The sequence below is a fragment of the Sphingomonas sp. YR710 genome, assembly GCF_900101455.1.
Taxonomy (GTDB): domain Bacteria; phylum Pseudomonadota; class Alphaproteobacteria; order Sphingomonadales; family Sphingomonadaceae; genus Rhizorhabdus.
In genome coordinates this window covers 38634-54307 of record NZ_FMZJ01000018.1, presented here as the reverse complement: position 1 = coordinate 54307, position 15674 = coordinate 38634, and the positions used below count along the sequence as shown (strand labels likewise).

The 15674-nt window shown below is 64.5% G+C and carries 17 protein-coding genes; 14 read left to right on the top strand and 3 right to left on the bottom strand.

The features are described 5' to 3' along the window. Nucleotide 1: 1 nt before the first annotated feature. From tldD to BLS13_RS17700, 5 genes are all read left to right on the top strand, one after another. Nucleotides 2-1432, top strand: coding sequence for a metalloprotease TldD (gene tldD / locus BLS13_RS17720; protein ID WP_093454112.1), 1431 nt, complete (start codon nucleotides 2-4; stop codon nucleotides 1430-1432). A gap of 1 nt (nucleotide 1433) precedes the next feature. Continuing rightward, nucleotides 1434-2270 carry a patatin-like phospholipase family protein gene (locus tag BLS13_RS17715; RefSeq protein ID WP_093454110.1) on the top strand — a complete coding sequence of 279 codons (837 nt, stop codon included), beginning with the start codon at nucleotides 1434-1436 and terminating at the stop codon, nucleotides 2268-2270. A gap of 132 nt (nucleotides 2271-2402) precedes the next feature. Further along, a complete protein-coding gene (locus BLS13_RS17710; RefSeq protein WP_037529219.1) occupies nucleotides 2403-2741 on the top strand; it encodes a P-II family nitrogen regulator in 339 nt (112 codons plus the stop codon). Between the two features lie 14 nt (nucleotides 2742-2755). Further along, nucleotides 2756-4207 (top strand): ammonium transporter, encoded by a 1452-nt coding sequence (locus BLS13_RS17705; RefSeq protein WP_093454108.1) that lies wholly within the window; start codon nucleotides 2756-2758, stop codon nucleotides 4205-4207. Nucleotides 4208-4363: 156 nt separating this feature from the next. Then, a complete protein-coding gene (locus tag BLS13_RS17700; protein ID WP_093454106.1) occupies nucleotides 4364-5062 on the top strand; it encodes an endonuclease/exonuclease/phosphatase family protein in 699 nt (232 codons plus the stop codon). Between the two features lie 15 nt (nucleotides 5063-5077). Here BLS13_RS17700 and BLS13_RS17695 read toward each other — a convergent pair whose 3' ends face one another. Then, entirely contained in the window at nucleotides 5078-5494 is a 417-nt protein-coding gene (locus BLS13_RS17695) for a protein tyrosine phosphatase family protein (protein WP_093454146.1), read from the bottom strand. Between the two features lie 22 nt (nucleotides 5495-5516). Continuing rightward, a complete protein-coding gene (gene recQ / locus BLS13_RS17690; protein WP_093454105.1) occupies nucleotides 5517-7289 on the bottom strand; it encodes a DNA helicase RecQ in 1773 nt (590 codons plus the stop codon). 95 nt (nucleotides 7290-7384) lie between these two features. On the opposite strand from recQ, the gene BLS13_RS17685 reads away from it, so the two are divergent. Together BLS13_RS17685 and BLS13_RS17680 are read left to right on the top strand one after the other, a co-directional pair. Continuing rightward, nucleotides 7385-7645, top strand: a complete 261-nt coding sequence (locus tag BLS13_RS17685) for a type II toxin-antitoxin system ParD family antitoxin (protein ID WP_256325955.1) — start codon at nucleotides 7385-7387, stop codon at nucleotides 7643-7645. A gap of 6 nt (nucleotides 7646-7651) precedes the next feature. Next, nucleotides 7652-7942, top strand: coding sequence for a type II toxin-antitoxin system RelE/ParE family toxin (locus BLS13_RS17680; RefSeq protein WP_093454103.1), 291 nt, complete (start codon nucleotides 7652-7654; stop codon nucleotides 7940-7942). 27 nt (nucleotides 7943-7969) lie between these two features. Here BLS13_RS17680 and BLS13_RS17675 read toward each other — a convergent pair whose 3' ends face one another. Beyond that, nucleotides 7970-9781 (bottom strand): ABCB family ABC transporter ATP-binding protein/permease, encoded by a 1812-nt coding sequence (locus BLS13_RS17675; protein ID WP_093454144.1) that lies wholly within the window; start codon nucleotides 9779-9781, stop codon nucleotides 7970-7972. A 151-nt stretch (nucleotides 9782-9932) separates the two neighbouring features. Between BLS13_RS17675 and BLS13_RS17670 the strand changes: the two genes are divergently transcribed. The 7 genes from BLS13_RS17670 to BLS13_RS17640 all read left to right on the top strand — a co-directional run bounded on the left by BLS13_RS17670 (nucleotide 9933) and on the right by BLS13_RS17640 (nucleotide 15632). Continuing rightward, complete coding sequence (locus BLS13_RS17670) at nucleotides 9933-11087, top strand: hypothetical protein (protein WP_093454102.1); 1155 nt, start codon at nucleotides 9933-9935, stop codon at nucleotides 11085-11087. A gap of 98 nt (nucleotides 11088-11185) precedes the next feature. After that, nucleotides 11186-11545 (top strand): EF-hand domain-containing protein, encoded by a 360-nt coding sequence (locus BLS13_RS17665; protein ID WP_093454100.1) that lies wholly within the window; start codon nucleotides 11186-11188, stop codon nucleotides 11543-11545. 27 nt (nucleotides 11546-11572) lie between these two features. Beyond that, nucleotides 11573-12118, top strand: a complete 546-nt coding sequence (locus BLS13_RS17660; protein WP_256325957.1) for an RNA polymerase sigma factor — start codon at nucleotides 11573-11575, stop codon at nucleotides 12116-12118. Then, complete coding sequence (locus tag BLS13_RS17655; RefSeq protein ID WP_143012004.1) at nucleotides 12108-12548, top strand: hypothetical protein; 441 nt, start codon at nucleotides 12108-12110, stop codon at nucleotides 12546-12548. The genes BLS13_RS17660 and BLS13_RS17655 overlap by 11 nt, the downstream gene beginning before the upstream one ends. Further along, complete coding sequence (locus tag BLS13_RS17650; RefSeq protein ID WP_093454096.1) at nucleotides 12545-13039, top strand: periplasmic heavy metal sensor; 495 nt, start codon at nucleotides 12545-12547, stop codon at nucleotides 13037-13039. The genes BLS13_RS17655 and BLS13_RS17650 overlap by 4 nt, the downstream gene beginning before the upstream one ends. A gap of 59 nt (nucleotides 13040-13098) precedes the next feature. After that, a complete protein-coding gene (locus BLS13_RS17645; protein WP_093454094.1) occupies nucleotides 13099-14478 on the top strand; it encodes a DUF1800 domain-containing protein in 1380 nt (459 codons plus the stop codon). Between the two features lie 5 nt (nucleotides 14479-14483). Beyond that, nucleotides 14484-15632 (top strand): DUF1501 domain-containing protein, encoded by a 1149-nt coding sequence (locus tag BLS13_RS17640; RefSeq protein WP_218123313.1) that lies wholly within the window; start codon nucleotides 14484-14486, stop codon nucleotides 15630-15632. Nucleotides 15633-15674: the final 42 nt, after the last annotated feature.

Genomic DNA, 15674 nt, shown 5'->3' with positions numbered 1-15674 from the left:
CATGACCATCATGCTCTCCGATCCCCGCCGCTTCCTCTATCGCGACACGCTCGATCCCGACGCGGCGTTGCGTGTGACCACCGAAACGCTGAAAAATTGCGACGATGGCGAGCTTTACCTTCAATATATGGCGTCGGAGAGCTTCGGCTTCGATGACGGGCGGCTGAAGACCGCCGATTTCAACACCCAGGCCGGCTTCGGCCTGCGCGGCGTATCCGGCGAAACCACCGCCTTCGCCCATGCCAATGAACTCTCCGAATCGGCGATCCGCCGCGCGGGCGAGACGATGACTTTGCTCGATCCCGCGAAGGCCGGCCGTTCGCCGGCCCCGCGCCGCACCAACAGTGCGCTCTATACGGGCGAGGATCCGCTCAGTCTGATCCCCTTCGCCCGGAAGGTGGCCCTGTGCCAGGAGGTCGACGCTGCGGCGCGCGCGCGCGATCCGCGCGTCGTGCAGGTGTCGGTCGGCATCTCCGGCTCGTGGAGCGTCGTCGAGATCGTTCGGCCCGATGGTTTCGTGGCGTTCGACGTGCGGCCGCTGGTGCGGCTCAACGTGTCGATCGTCGTCGAGCAGAATGGCCGGCGGGAGACCGGATATTTCGGCACCGGCGGCCGCTTCCTGTACGATCGGCTGTTTGAACCCGTCACCTGGAACCGTGCGATCGATGAGGCGCTGCACCAGGCGCTCGTCAATCTCGATGCTGTCGCCGCTCCCGCCGGCGAGATGACGGTGGTGTGCGGCCCCGGCTGGCCCGGCGTGCTGCTCCACGAGGCGATCGGCCACGGCCTCGAAGGCGATTTCAACCGCAAGGGCACATCGGCCTTTTCCGGCCGGATCGGCGAGCGGGTGGCGGCCCCCGGCGTGACCGTCGTCGACGATGGCTCGATCGCGGATCGCCGCGGATCGCTGACCATCGATGACGAGGGCACCCCCACCCAGTGCAACGTGCTGATCGAGGACGGCATATTGAAGGGCTATATCCACGATCGGCTCAATGCCCGCTTGATGGGGGTCGCCCCCACCGGCAATGGCCGCCGCGAAAGCTATGCGCATGCGCCGATGCCGCGGATGACCAACACTTTCATGTATGGCGGCAATGACGATCCGGCCGAAATCATCGCCCGCGCCGGCAATGGCATCTATGCGAAGAGCTTCGGCGGCGGGCAGGTCGATATTACCAGCGGCAAGTTCGTCTTCTCGTGCACCGAGGCGTACAAGATCGAGAATGGCAAGATCACCGTGCCGATCAAGGGCGCGACGTTGATCGGCGATGGGCCTTCGGTGCTCACCAAGGTGACGGCGATCGGCAACGACATGGCGCTTGACGAGGGCGTTGGCATCTGCGGCAAAGGTGGTCAGTCGGTGCCGGCTGGGGTCGGCCAGCCTACTGTGATGATCTCCGCGCTCACCGTGGGCGGAACGGCAGCGTAACATGGCGATTGCGGTCGCGCTGGGGGGCGGGGCCGCGTTGGGCTGGGCGCATATCGGCGTGCTGCGCGCGCTGGAGGATTCGAAGATCCCGATCAAGGCGGTCGCCGGCACTTCGATCGGCGCGCTGGCGGCGGTCTGCTTCGCGGCGCGACGGCTCGACGCACTCGAACATATCGCGCGATCGACAAGCTGGCTGCGCATCCTCACCTATCTCGATCTGCACATGAAGCGCGGGGCGGTGCTTGGCGGGCGCACGATCGCCCGTGAATTGCAGCTCCATCTGGGCGAAATCCGTTTTCAGGATCTGTGGATGCCAGCGGCGACAGTCGCGGCCGATCTGGTGTCGGGGGCGGCGGTAATCACCGATCGCGGGCCGGTGGTGCCGGCGATCATGGCGTCGATCGCGATCCCCGGCCTGTTTCGGCCCGTGCAGCGCGACGGGCATTTTCTGGTCGATGGCGGCGTCGTGATGCCGGTGCCCGTAGCCGCTGCGCGAGCGATCGCACCCACGCTGCCGGTCCTTTCGGTCAATTTGCAGGGCGATTATCACGGTCGCGGTGTATCCTCGGCGATCCGCGCGCGGCCGGCGGGCGTGCATTCGACGATGGCGGTGGTGCGCGCGTCGACGATGCTGCTGATGGCCGAGCTCGCGCGCCATTCGCTGGCTATCGATCCGCCTGACCTGGCGTTGACCCTGCCCGTGGGGCATGTCGAGATCCACGACTTCACCAAGGCTGCCGAGCTGATCGACATCGGTTGGTGCGCGGTGAAGGCCGCCTTGCCCGAGATTGAAGCTCTGGTTGTTGCGGGCGCTGCCCAAAAATCGGGCAACTGCTAACTTCTGATTAAACGCTGGGCTCGTCGTTTGCGCTGCTCCAGTCCTGCAATGATTTTCCTGTAGCGATTCCGCCTGCTTCCGATCTGGCACGATTATTGCGATGCACAATCGGGCTTAAAAAAGGGAGGCGGAATGAAACTCGTCATTGCCATTATCAAGCCGTTCAAGCTGGATGAGGTGCGTGAAGCGCTGTCCGGAATTGGCGTGCAGGGCATGACCGTTACCGAGGTCAAGGGCTTCGGGCGGCAAAAAGGTCAAACGGAAATCTACCGTGGGGCCGAATACAGCACGAACATGGTTCCGAAGATCAAGGTTGAGGTTGCCACCTCGGATGATCTGGCGTCGCGCGTTGTCGAGGCGATCCAGCAGTCAGCCAACACCGGCGCCATCGGCGACGGCAAGATCTTTGTTATCGACGTCGCGCAGGCTGTGCGGATCCGCACCGGCGAAACCGACGATGTCGCGCTGTGAGCAAAGGGGGAAACATGAAGCTTTCTAGCAAGATTGCGTTGGGAGCGGGCGCGCTGGCCGCCGTCGCTCTCGCCGCTATGCCCGCATGGGCGCAGACCGCGGCGGCTGCCGCCTCGCCGATCCCGGCCCCGACCGTCAACAAGGGCGATACCGCCTGGATGCTTGTCTCCTCGGCGATCGTCCTGATGATGTCGGTTCCCGGACTTGCTCTGTTCTACGGCGGCCTCGTCCGCACCAAGAACATGCTGTCGGTGCTGACTCAGGTTTTCATGATTGTCAGCATCGTTGCTGTTCTGTGGGTTGTGTACGGCTATTCGATGGCGTTCACCGAAGGCAATGCCTTCGTCGGCGGCTTCGGCAAGATGTTCCTCAAGGGTGTCGACGCTAACACGACGGTGGCGACGTTCTCGAACGGCATCTACATTCCCGAATATGCCTATATCTGCTTCCAGATGACCTTCGCCTGCATCACGCCTGCGCTGATCATCGGTGCTTTCGCGGAACGGGTGAAGTTTTCTTCGCTGATGATCTTCATGATCCTGTGGGTGACTTTGGTCTATTTCCCGGTCGCGCACATGGTGTGGTATTGGGATGGTCCGGACGCGCTCGGCACCGCCAAGCTCGCGGGTGATGCGGCTTATGCAACCGCCAATGGCCATGCCGGCTATCTGTTCCAGATGGGCGCCATCGATTTTGCCGGCGGTACGGTCGTTCACATCAACGCCGGTATCGCCGGTCTCGTGGGCTGCCTCATCATCGGCAAGCGTACGGGCTACGGCAAGGACGTGATGGCCCCGCACTCGCTGACCATGACGATGATCGGCGCCAGCCTGCTGTGGGTGGGCTGGTTCGGCTTCAACGCCGGTTCCAACCTCGAAGCCAATGGCGTCGCCGGTGTCGCCTTCATCAACACCTTTGTTGCCACTGCGGCGGCGGCGGTGTCGTGGGTTGTCGTTGAATGGATCGCCAAGGGCAAGCCGTCTCTGCTCGGTGCCGTCACCGGTGCGGTTGCGGGCCTTGTTGCCATCACGCCGCCATCTGGCTTTGCCGGCCCGATGGGCTCGGTCGTGCTCGGTCTGCTCGTTTCGCCGCTCTGCTTCTTCTTCTGCACGTTCGTGAAGAACAAGGTTGGCTATGACGACTCGCTCGACGTGTTTGGCGTCCACTGCATCGGCGGCATCTTCGGCGCACTCGCGACCGGCATCCTCGTCGATCCGGCGCTGGGTGGTCAGGGTATCGCCGACTATGGCGCCACACCAGGCACGGCGGTGTTCGGCTTCCCGGGCTATGCAGCTCAGGTGCTGATCCAGGCGAAGGCCGTCGGTGTCACGCTGATCTGGTCGGGCGGAATCTCCGCGATCCTGTTCTTCATCCTCGACAAGACGATCGGGATGCGGGTCTCGGTGGACGAGGAACGCGAAGGCCTCGACATCGCCTCGCACGGCGAACGCGCCTACCATTATTGACAAGTTCGGGGCCTGCCTGCGGGCAGGCCCCTCCAGGCGTTCCTCCTGCGAACGCACTCGGGGCCGGTGGGTTTACCTACCGGCCCTTTTTTTATCGCGGCTAAGCGGCCATGAGTCGCCGCGGGGCGTTGCAGCGTTCAAGGTTGAAACGAACAGATGATCACCGTCGCCAGTTACAATATTCGCAAGGGAATCGGCACTGATCGCCGCCGCCGGCCCGATCGTACGCTTGATGTGCTCCACGAATTGCGCGCCGATGTGGTGGCGCTACAGGAGGCCGATCGGCGCTTTGGCGCTCGCCAGAGCGCGATCCCGTCGGAAATGCTGATCGCACGGGGCGACTATCGCGCGGTGCCGTTCGATATCCGGCCCGGCGGGATTGGCTGGCACGGCAATGCAATTCTGCTGCGCCCCTCCGTCGAACTGCTCGATTTCGAGCCGATCGTGATTCCGTCGATCGAGCCGCGCGGCGCCGTTCTCGCCGAATTGCGGGTGAACGGGGCGATGCTGCGGGTAGTCGGCATGCATCTCGATCTGTCGGGGCTGTGGCGCCGCAAGCAGGTGCGGGCGATCCTCGCCCATGTCCGCGCGCGCCGCCATGCGATGCCGACGGTGATGATGGGCGATCTCAACGAATGGTCGCTCCATGGCGGCTGCATCCGCGATTTCTTGGCAGATCACCGCATCGCGGCGACCGGGCGCAGCTATCATAGCCGCCGTCCGTTGGGCTGCCTCGACCGGATCATCACGACGCACGATCTGCACATCGTCGCGTGCGGCGTTCACCATTCGGAACGCGCGCGAATGGCTTCCGATCACCTGCCGATCTGGGCGCGGCTTACGGCGACAGGATGATCAGAGAAAAGTAGTCTAGCGAGCGGCCAGGAACGCCCGCACCGGGGAAATGTCGTAACCGGCCTGCGCGGCCTTCGTCGCCAGAACCTCGGCATCCTCGCCATCCGCACCACGGGCAAGTGCCCAGGCGAAAGTCGATCGCGTGCCCGATCGGCAGAAGGCAAGCACCGGCCCGTCGGCCTTGGCCAGTGCATCGCGCATCGCATCGACCTGTGCAGTCGAATAACCGGAATGCGTGATCGGGATGGCGACATAAGCGAGGCCATGGTCCCGCGCCGCTTCACGGATGTCCGCGCCGGCCGGCTGACCGGGCTGCTCGTCGTCGGGGCGATTGTTGATGATCATTTTGAAGCCCAGCGCCGCCGCCGCCTCGACATCGGCCGGCGTGATCTGCTCCGATACCGAAATGCTGTCGTCGAGTTTGCGGAACATGCCAATCTCCTTGTCAGCCGGCTCAGCCGGCATGGTCGCGAAGCACGGCGAGGAATGCGTCGCCGTAATTTTCGAGTTTTTTCGCGCTTACGCCGGAAATCTGTGCAAGGCCACCCGCTGTTTCGGGTCGGAGCGCGGCCATTTCGCGCAAGCTGGCGTCGAGGAAGATCACATAAGGCGGAACCCCGGCCGCGCGGGCCAGATCGCGACGCAGCGCGCGCAGCGCATCGAACAGTGGATCGGGCGGATAATCGGCGGAGGCGCCGCCGCGCTCCTTGCGCTTGCGTTCGCGTTTCGGCGGCAGCACCAGCGACAAACGCTCCTCACCCTTCATGATCGCGCGAGCGGCGGGGCCAAAGGATAGGCCGCCAAATTCGTCTGCGCGCAGCGCGTCGCGGGCGAGCAGGGCACGGGCGACCGGCTTGATCAGCCGCAGTTCATCGTCATTGACGATGCCGAACACCGATAGCCGGTTATGCCCGAAGCCGATGATCTTTTCGGTTTCGCGCCCCGCCAGCACGTCGGTCAGATGGGTAACGCCGAACCGCATCTCGGTGCGGAAGGCAGCGGACAGCAGCTTTTGCGCCACGACGCTGGCGTCGACGGCGCTCGGCGGGGCAAGGCAATTGTCGCAATTGCCGCATCGTTCAGGCGGTTGTTCGCCGAAATGCGATAGCAGGATCGCCCGTCGGCAAGTCGGCGCCTCGACAAGCGCCGCCATCGCATTGAGCCGCTGGCGCTCGCCGGTGCGTCGCGCCGGTTCGACATCGGTCTCGATCCGGCGGCGCGCCTTGGCGAAATCCTCGGCCCCCCAGAACAGATGGGTTGCGGCTGGGTCGCCATCGCGGCCTGCGCGGCCGGTTTCCTGATAGAACGCCTCGATCGATTTGGGCAGGCCGGCATGCGCTACGAAGCGCACGTCGGGCTTGTCGATCCCCATGCCGAAAGCGACGGTGGCGACCATCACCATATCCTCGCTCGATACGAAGGCGCGCTGGTTGGCGGCCCGCACCGAGGCATCAAGCCCGGCATGATAGGCCCGTGTCGGCCGGCCGGCCTTGCCGAGCTGCGCGGCGAGTTTCTCGGTCGCGTCGCGGGTCATCGCGTAAACGATGCCGGGGCCCGGATTTTCCGCGAGCATGTCGGTGAGCTGCTGGCCAATTCCGTCGCGCGGCGAAATCGCATAACGCAGGTTTGGGCGGTCGAAACCGGCGAGGATCAGTCCTTCGTCGGGGATGCCTAGCTGGGCGAGGATATCGGCGCGCGTGTGCCGGTCGGCGGTGGCGGTCAGGGCGAGGCGCGGCACATCGGCATGTGCCTCGACCAGTCCGCGCAACAGCCGATAATCGGGCCGGAAATCATGTCCCCATTCGGATACGCAATGCGCTTCGTCGATCGCGATCAGGCTCAGCTGCACCCGGTCGATCATTCGCCGGAAGCCTTCGGTAGAGGCGCGTTCGGGCGCGACATAGAGCAGGTCGAGATCGCCATTGCGGAAGCGATCGATCGTCTGGTCGCGATTGTCGTCGGCTGAGGTCAACGCGGCGGCGCGGATGCCGGCGGCATCGGCCGATCGCACCTGATCGTGCATCAGCGCGATCAAGGGGGAGATCACCAGCCCGGTGCCCTCGCGGCACAAGGCCGGGATCTGATAGGTCAGCGACTTGCCGGCCCCCGTCGGCATCACCGCCAGGCTATGCTCGCCCCGCATCACCCGATCGATGACATCGGCCTGCCGCCCACGGAATTGAGGATATCCGAAGGTCGATCGCAGGGCTTCGAGCGGGGATGGCATGAACGGCTCTTAGCGGATTGGCGGTATGATTCCAGCGTTGCGCATCGAATATTGCGATCATATATTATATGCATAAGTATGCAAAGGAGCCGTTGATGGCCGCGGAGCGAATGACGATCACGGTCCCCTCTGAAATGGCGGCGATCCTGAGGCACAGTGTCGAAGGTGGCGAATATGCCTCCACCAGTGAGATCGTGCGGGAGGCGCTGCGGGAATGGACCCGCAAGCGCGATAGCGAATTGCGGGATCTGGAGGCGCTGCGCGAGGCGATCAAAACGGGATTGGATAGTGGCCCCGGCATCCCTGCCGAAGAGGTTTTTGCCGAACTGCGGGCCCGCTATACGGCAAAAAGCTGATCCACGTTGCGGCTCATCATATTGCCGGCCGCCCGGCAGGATCTGATCGAAATCGGCGATTACATCGCCCTCGACAATCCGGGGCGGGCTCGATCATTCGTCACCGATATCCAGGCGTCCATTTTCAAAGTGGCGGAACGGCCGGCCAGCTTCCCGCCTCGCGATGATCTTCATCCCGGATTGCGTGCTGCCAAACATGGCCGCTATCTGATCTTCTTCCAGCTTCAGGCCACCGAAGTCCATGTCGTGCGTGTGCTGCACGGCGCGCGCGACCTGACTCGTATATTCGCGTCCTGACAAAGGGATTGATCGAGCGGTCGGCGCTCAAGCCGCCTCCATCTCCTCGGCTTCCTGCGCCTGCCGCGCCCACATGTCGGCATAAAGCCCGTCGCGCGCCAGCAACCCGGCATGCGTTCCGCGTTCGACGACGGCGCCCTGATCGAGCACGATGATCTCGTCGGCATGGCTGACGGTCGACAGCCGATGCGCGATCACGATCGTGGTGCGGCCCTGCTCGACGCCGCGCAGGGTGGACTGGATATCGGCCTCAGTGCGGCTGTCGAGCGCGCTGGTCGCTTCGTCGAGGATCAAGACGGGCGGGTCTTTGAGCAAGGTTCGCGCGATCGCAACCCTTTGCTTCTCGCCGCCCGATAGCTTGAGGCCGCGTTCGCCGACCCGGGTATTGTAGCCCAGCGGCAGCGACAGAATGAAATCGTGGATCGCCGCGCCTTTCGCTGCCTTCTCAATCTCGGCCTGACTAGCGCCTTCGCGGCCATAGCCGATATTGTAGCCGATCGTGTCGTTGAACAGCACGGTATCCTGCGGAACGATGCCGATCGAAGCGCGCAGCGACGCCTGCGACACCTGCCGTAAATCCTGTCCGTCGATCGTTACGTGGCCACCTGTCACGTCGTAGAAGCGGTACAGAATGCGCGCGAGCGTTGATTTGCCGGCCCCGGAATGGCCCACAACCGCCAAGGTACCGCCGGGGCGGATCGCGAAGCTTACGCCTTTCAATATCTCGCGGTCGGGATCGTATCCGAAACGGACATCATCAAACCGTACCGCGCCGCCGCTGACCTTGAGCGCTGGCGCCCCCGGCTGATCGACCACTTCTGCTGGCGTGTCGACGAGCTTGAACATCGCCTCCATGTCGATCAGCCCCTGGCGGATCTCGCGATAGACCATGCCGAGCATGTCGAGTGGCCGGAAGAGTTGGGACAGCAGGGTGTTGACCAGCACGACATCGCCGGTGGTGAAGCGACCCTGGCTCCAGCCCCACACGCTATAGCCCATCGCCCCTGCCATCATCGCATTGGTGATCAGCGACTGGCCGATGTTGAGCGCGGCAAGCGATGCCTCATTCTTGGTGGCAGCCTTGGCATAGGCCTGGACCGCATTGCCGTAGTTACGCGTCTCGCGTTCCTCGGCGCTAAAATATTTGACTGTTTCATAGTTCAGCAGCGAATCGACCGCGCGCGCCACCGCTTTAGTGTCATGCTCCACCATGTCGCGCCGCACCTTCGTACGCCACTCGGTAACGAAGCGGGTGAACACGATATAGGTTGCGACCACCGCCACCGTCGCCGCGACGAGCCCGGGGCCGAACTTCACGAAGAAAATGATGCAGACCGCGGTCAGCTCGAAGATCGTCGGGCCGATGTTGAACAGCAGGAAATAGAGCATCGTGTCGATGCTCTTTGTACCGCGCTCGACGATCTTGGTGAGCGCGCCGGTTTGCCGGTTGAGATGAAAGCGCAACGACAGGTCGTGGATGTGGCGAAACAGCTGCACCGACAGCCGTCGGGCGGCATCCTGGCCCACCATCTCGAAGATCGCGTTGCGCAGATTGTCGAACAACACGCCGCCGAACCGCGCCGCCGCATAAGCGAATACCAGTGCGACCGCGAGGCCGACCGCTGGCTGCATGCCCGGCACCATCCGGTCGATCGCGCCTTTATAGGCGAATGGCATCAGCAGCACTGTCGCCTTCGATACCAGCACAAGCGTCATTGCGATGATAACCCGCAGCCGCATCATCGGCTCGTCGGCGGGCCAGAGATAGGGCAGGAAGCGTCGGAGCGAAGCGAAACCCTGTTCGGGCTTTGCGGTGGCGGTGGGTCTGTCTGGCGGCATGGCCATCAAATAGGCGCGATCGGCCATTTTATCAAAGCGACATGATCGGCGGTGCTGAAAATCATACTATTTTCCGTTGAGCATACGCAATAAACATGGACGAGACTCCCGGAAAACGTGGAGTCGGAACCCGACGGAGGACGCCGTATCCATGGCAATGCAACCCGCAAACGCGTCCGATCTGCCTGCGAGCCCGACCTGGCTGTCCGGTGTCGCCGGACAGACGCGTGTCATCGTGACGGGGGATGGTGAGGGTTTTTTTGAATTTTCGGTCATCGTCGCGGGAAATCACCGCCCGGCGGGGGATCGTAATCTGGTCCTGCGTCTGGGGACGTCGACGCTTATCGGGATGAAATTTCCGGCGGATATGGATCGCAACGAGCGCCGCTTCGGGCCGAGCCGCATCGCGATGCGGTCTCTGCGCTGGAATTCGGATTATTCGGTGTGGCTGGTCGATGAATCCACGGGAGAGTCGGCGCAGGTGCCGGATGCAAATCTCGAAGGCGAGATGTTCGAAGCCGCGACCATCGCCGATAAGAAAGCGTTTCTGGTCAAGATCCAGAACAATCACACCAAGTTCGCGTCGGTCGATGTCCTTACGATCGGTGCCAAGAGCTTCTTTCATCGAACGAACTCGGTGGAATTGCGGGCGGCCTGCCTGACGATCTTGTTTCATCGGCTGATCTGGCGCGAACCGGCCGAACTGACCGAGGCCGATTTCGAATTCCTGCGCTGGCTGGTGAGCCAGTCGATGCGGGTGCTCGAACAGCTTCAGGCGCAGCTTGCCAAGCAAGCGGTAACAAAGGACCTCGTCCGCTGGACGATCTCGCTCGCCACGGTGGCCGGCCATGGTGCGCTGATCGGCAACGACCCGCAGCGCGCCAAGGATCTATATGCCGTGGCTGGCGGGCAGGCGACAAATCTGCCGTCGTCGCCGGTCTCCGGCATGAACGTCGTCAATGGCGCGATCTTCAGCGGCCTGCTCGAAGCGGCGATGGGCAATATGGAGGCGGCGAATACCCAATTGCGGGCCGCGATGCTCAGCGTGAAGCCGATGGTCGAGGCGCACAATCCGCTGGCGAATGTCTGGGTGGTGGGGGATATCGCGGAAGCCGCGCTCGGGCTGCGGCAGGCGATGATCGCGATGGTGCGGCTCGGCCTGATTTCGAACAAGAACGAACCGATGATCCAGGCGGACGATTATTTCGACGTGCACCAGATCAAGTCGCCGGTCGGGGCGTTCCTCGAAGCCGGCTATTGCCGGGATGTGTGGCAGAATCTGGCGCCGATCATGCGGCCGGCCTGAGGTCGGCAATATCCTTCGCGACGGGAATCGTCGCGACACCCGTTCAAGCTCCGGCATCGCACCGCACTGTCGCGGATGGATGGCTCTGGAGTAAAGCGATGGCGTTCGGAAAATATGCCCTGATCGGGATCGTAGCGGTCCTGTCGGTTGCCGCGACGGCCGGCGGAATGTCGCTGCAGGATTTTCAGGCGATGGCGCGTACCCGGATGATGCGCGGCGATGCGGACGGCGACGGCAAACTGAGCAAGGCCGAATGGAGCGCAATGCGGGCAGGGCGGCAGGGCAAGACCGATCCGGGCGTCATTTTCGACCGGCTCGATACGAACAGGGACTCCTATCTCGACGCCGCCGAAATCGATGCCTTGACGGCGAAGCGGTTCGAGCGGCTGGATACCAACCATGATAGCATCGTCACGATCGACGAACGCAAGGCGGCGCGGCGAGGGGCGGACGATTGATGCGGCCGGGAACAGGCGCGTTTGAGCGTGGATGCGGATCCGGACGCAGCGCTGCTGGCGCGGATCGGTGCGGGCGAACCCGGTGCGGTGCGGGCGATGATTGCGCGGAAACTGCCGCGGCTGCTCGCTTTGGCGACGCGCCTGCTTGGCGATGCGGGCGAAGCCGAGGATGTCGCGCAGGAAAGCTTCCTGCGCATCTGGCGGCAGGCGGCGCGCTGGCAGAGCGGCACCGCGCGATTCGATACCTGGTTGCACCGCGTAGCGCTGAACCTGTGCTACGATCGGCTGCGCCGGCGGCGCGAACGGCCCACCGAGATTTTCGCCGATCGGCCCGATCCAGATCCGCTGCCCGATGCGCAGATGGACGAACGGGATCGCGCCGCCCGGGTGGCGCAGGCGCTGCAGCTTTTGCCCGATCGGCAGCGCGAGGCGATCGTCCTGCAATATTATCAGGAACTGTCGAACGCCGACGTCGCCGACCTGATGGGTATAAAAGTGACGGCGGTCGAAAGCCTGCTGGCGCGCGCACGCCGGTCGCTCCGGCAACATATGGGTGACGAAGATGACGGATGATCCATCAATGTCGGCCGAGCGTTTTGCGGCGCTTGCCGACGCCTATGGCGGCGATCTGCGGCGATGGCCCGTGGGCGACCGGTCGGGGGCCGAGGCATTGCTTGGATCCGGCGATCCTGCCTTCGCGCTCCTTCTCGATCGTGCGGACCGGCTCGACGCATGGCTTGAAGATTATCGTGTCGCGGCGCCATCATCCGATCTGGCCGCGCGCATCATGTCGGCGGCGTCGCGTCCGCGCATCATGTGGCGCAGGACGCGGCTGTGGTGGTCGGGGCTCGGTCTCGCCGGGGTCGGTCTCGCGGGTGCGCTGGCAGGATCGTTGGCGATCTCGGTGGCGCTGCCGGTGAGCAGCGATCGCCATCCGACGATACTGGCCGACGAGCAGATGACAGCTTTCGATGATGCGGGTCCGGCGGAGAGCGATCTGTGAACCAACGGACCCTCACCATTGTGCTCGTCGTTTCGCTCGTCGCTAACGTCTTCATCCTCGGCGGGCTGGGCGGTGCGTTGTTTATGTGGAAGCGCGCCACCGCCGAGCGGCCGATGAACGGCATCGGTCGGCCCGCGCGCCTGCGGCAGGCGGCAGAGGCGCTCAATCCCGAAGATCGCCGCATGCTGCGCCAGGCGCTCAGGGCCGCCGTTCAGGAACTGCGGCCGGAAATCCGCAAGGCGCGCGATGCCCGCCGCGAGTCCGGCGAAATCCTGGTGCAGCCGGTGCTGAACCGGCTTGCGCTCGAGGCCGCTTTGGCCCGTGCCCGCGCATCGGATATTCTCGTGCGGGCGAGGCTGGAACAGACCGTGGTGGATGTCGCCGCGCGGTTATCGCCGGCCGAGCGGCAGGCGCTTGCCCAGGCCCTCATTCGTGCGGCGAATCGTCCGTCGGGCGAACGCTCGGCGCGGCTGGATACTGATCAACAATAGAAGCGACAGGTTTTCGGCGCCGTCGCGTTCAAACGATCGAAATCGAAGAGGATCATGACGTGCCCGAATCCGCCATCGCTTTGAATCGCTTCGGCCTCGGCGCGCGCCCTGACGAGGCCGCGCCGTCCAATCCCAGACATTGGCTGCTCGACCAGTTCGATCATTATCAGGCGATGCCCGCCGCCTGGGCATCGGTGCCGAAGACGCCGAAGCTCGCCGCCGATTTCGCGGCGCAGCGGATGGAGGCGCGCGCGCAACCGGACGAGAGCAAACAGGCGATCCGGCAGATGCTGCGGCAAGATGGGCGCGAAACCTATCTCGCATCGGTCAACGCCCGAGCGGCCAGCGCGATCGTCGCCTCTGCGCCGTTCGTCGAGCGACTCGTCCATTTCTGGTCGAACCATTTCGCGGTTTCGGCCGACAAATTGGTCGTGATCCCGTTCGCCGGGACCTATGAGGTCGAGGCGATCCGGCCGCACGTGCTGGGCAGGTTCGAGGATCTGCTGCTCGCGGCCGAACGGCATGTCGCGATGATGGTCTATCTCGATCAGGCGCAGTCGGCCGGGCCGCACAGCCGCTTCGCGGAGATGGTCGCGATCCGCAAACCCGACAAGACGGCGGGCCTCAACGAAAATCTGGCCCGCGAGATATTGGAGCTGCACACGCTAGGCGTCCGCACCGGCTATACCCAAGCCGACGTCACCGAATTTGCGCGCGCGCTGACCGGCTGGAGCATCGGCGGGCTTGGCCGCGCGGGCGGCGCCGATCCGGGGACGCCGGGCACCTTCCTCTACCGCGCGGTGTTGCACGAGCCCGGCACGCGCACGATCCTGGGGAAGGTCTATGCGCAGGACGGTGAGGATCAGGCGCGCGCGATCCTCCACGACCTGGCGACGGCGCCCGCGACCGCGCACCATATCGCCACCAAGCTTGCCCGCCATTTCGTCGCAGACGAACCGCCGCCAGCGCTGGTCGATCGCCTGGCCACGGTATTTCTGCAGAGTGGCGGCGATCTGCCGGCAGTCTATCGCGCGCTGATCGAGGCACCCGAGAGCTGGCAGCCGCAAGCCGCCAAGTTCAAGACGCCGTGGGAATGGGCGATTTCGTCGATGCGGGGGATCGGCATGCGCGAGCTCGGCGATGCGCAGGTCGGCGCGATGATGGTGCAGCTGGGGCAGCCGATCTGGCGCCCGGGCTCGCCGGCGGGTTTCGACGATGTCGCGGCGAGCTGGGCCGCGCCCGATGCGCTGGTCCGCCGGGTCGAACTCGCGCAGCGGATTGCCGCGCGGGTGGGAGATCGGCTCGATGCGCGCAATTTGGGGCCGAAGCTGCTGCCGGAGTCGCTGTCGCCTGCCACCGAACAGGCGATCGGCCGCGCCGATAGCCTGCCGACCGGGCTCGCCTTGCTGCTCGTATCGCCCGAATTCCAGAGGAGATGACGCCGATGGTTCCCCGCCGCACCTTTTTGCGCTTCGCCGCGCTTGGCGCGGGCGCGATGCTCGTGGCACCGCGACTCGCGCTTGCCACCGCCGCCACCGATCGCCGATTCCTGTTCGTGATTCAGCGCGGCGCAGCCGATGGGCTCAGCACCATCATTCCCTATGCCGATCCGGCTTATGCGAAATTGCGTGGGGGCCTTGCGATCGACCCCGCAGCGGCCACCAGGCTCGACGGCACTTTCGCGCTCCATCCGGCGCTCGCGGAAACCGCGAAGATGTTTGCCGCGAAACAGGCACTTTTTGTCCATGCGGTAGCGTCGCCCTATCGCGAGCGATCGCATTTCGATGCCCAGAACGTGCTCGAAACCGGCGGCGTGGCGCCGTACAGCGTCCGGGACGGCTGGCTGAATCGCACCGTCGGCCTGCTGCCAAAGCTGCATGAGGATCCGATTGCCTTTGCCGCCACGGTGCCGCTCGCGCTGCGCGGATCGGTGGAGGCGACGTCCTACGCGCCATCCGCGCTGCCGCAGGCGACCGACGATCTGCTGGGGCGGGTCGCCGATCTCTACAAAGCGGACAGCCTGCTCCATCCGTTGTGGGAAACCGCGATGGCGACGCGTGGCATGGCGGGCGATAGCGGCCCGCGGCAGGATCCGGCCAGCCTCGGCAAGCTCGCCGCAACCTTCCTCGCCCGCCCGGATGGTCCGCGTATCGCGATGCTGGAGACCGGCGGGTGGGATACGCATAGCGGCCAGCAGGCGCGGCTGGCCTTCCAGCTCAAGGCGCTCGATACGATGCTGGGCGCGCTCCGCGACGGGCTCGGGCCGGTATGGAACGATACGGTGGTGTTGATCGCCACCGAATTCGGCCGCACCGCGGCGGCCAACGGCACCGGCGGCACCGATCATGGCACCGCGTCCGCGGCGATGCTGCTCGGCGGCGCGGTGAAGGGCGGCAGGGTGATCGCCGACTGGCCGGGGCTTGGGCCGAATGCGCTGTTCGAAGGCCGCGATCTGGCCCCGACGATGACGCTCGACGGCGTGATCGCCGGGACGATTGCCGGTACGTTCGGGCTGGATCCGGCGCTCGTAAGCCGTCGCGTCTTCGATACGAGCCCCGGGCTCAGGCCGATCGAGGGAATGGTGCGGACCTGAGGCCATATGTCCCGAGAGGTGCGGGGTAATCAGCAACGTAAG

Coding starts and splice junctions, on each gene's coding strand:
- BLS13_RS17700 (WP_093454106.1), top strand. CDS start 4,364: ATGATCACCGTCGCCAGTTACAATATTCGCAAGGGAATCGGCACTGAT.
- BLS13_RS17710 (WP_037529219.1), top strand. CDS start 2,403: ATGAAACTCGTCATTGCCATTATCAAGCCGTTCAAGCTGGATGAGGTG.
- BLS13_RS17655 (WP_143012004.1), top strand. CDS start 12,108: ATGACGGATGATCCATCAATGTCGGCCGAGCGTTTTGCGGCGCTTGCC.
- tldD (WP_093454112.1), top strand. CDS start 2: ATGACCATCATGCTCTCCGATCCCCGCCGCTTCCTCTATCGCGACACG.
- BLS13_RS17685 (WP_256325955.1), top strand. CDS start 7,385: ATGGCCGCGGAGCGAATGACGATCACGGTCCCCTCTGAAATGGCGGCG.
- BLS13_RS17675 (WP_093454144.1), bottom strand. CDS start 9,781: ATGCCGCCAGACAGACCCACCGCCACCGCAAAGCCCGAACAGGGTTTC.
- recQ (WP_093454105.1), bottom strand. CDS start 7,289: ATGCCATCCCCGCTCGAAGCCCTGCGATCGACCTTCGGATATCCTCAA.
- BLS13_RS17640 (WP_218123313.1), top strand. CDS start 14,484: ATGGTTCCCCGCCGCACCTTTTTGCGCTTCGCCGCGCTTGGCGCGGGC.
- BLS13_RS17705 (WP_093454108.1), top strand. CDS start 2,756: ATGAAGCTTTCTAGCAAGATTGCGTTGGGAGCGGGCGCGCTGGCCGCC.
- BLS13_RS17665 (WP_093454100.1), top strand. CDS start 11,186: ATGGCGTTCGGAAAATATGCCCTGATCGGGATCGTAGCGGTCCTGTCG.
- BLS13_RS17715 (WP_093454110.1), top strand. CDS start 1,434: ATGGCGATTGCGGTCGCGCTGGGGGGCGGGGCCGCGTTGGGCTGGGCG.
- BLS13_RS17695 (WP_093454146.1), bottom strand. CDS start 5,494: ATGTTCCGCAAACTCGACGACAGCATTTCGGTATCGGAGCAGATCACG.
- BLS13_RS17670 (WP_093454102.1), top strand. CDS start 9,933: ATGGCAATGCAACCCGCAAACGCGTCCGATCTGCCTGCGAGCCCGACC.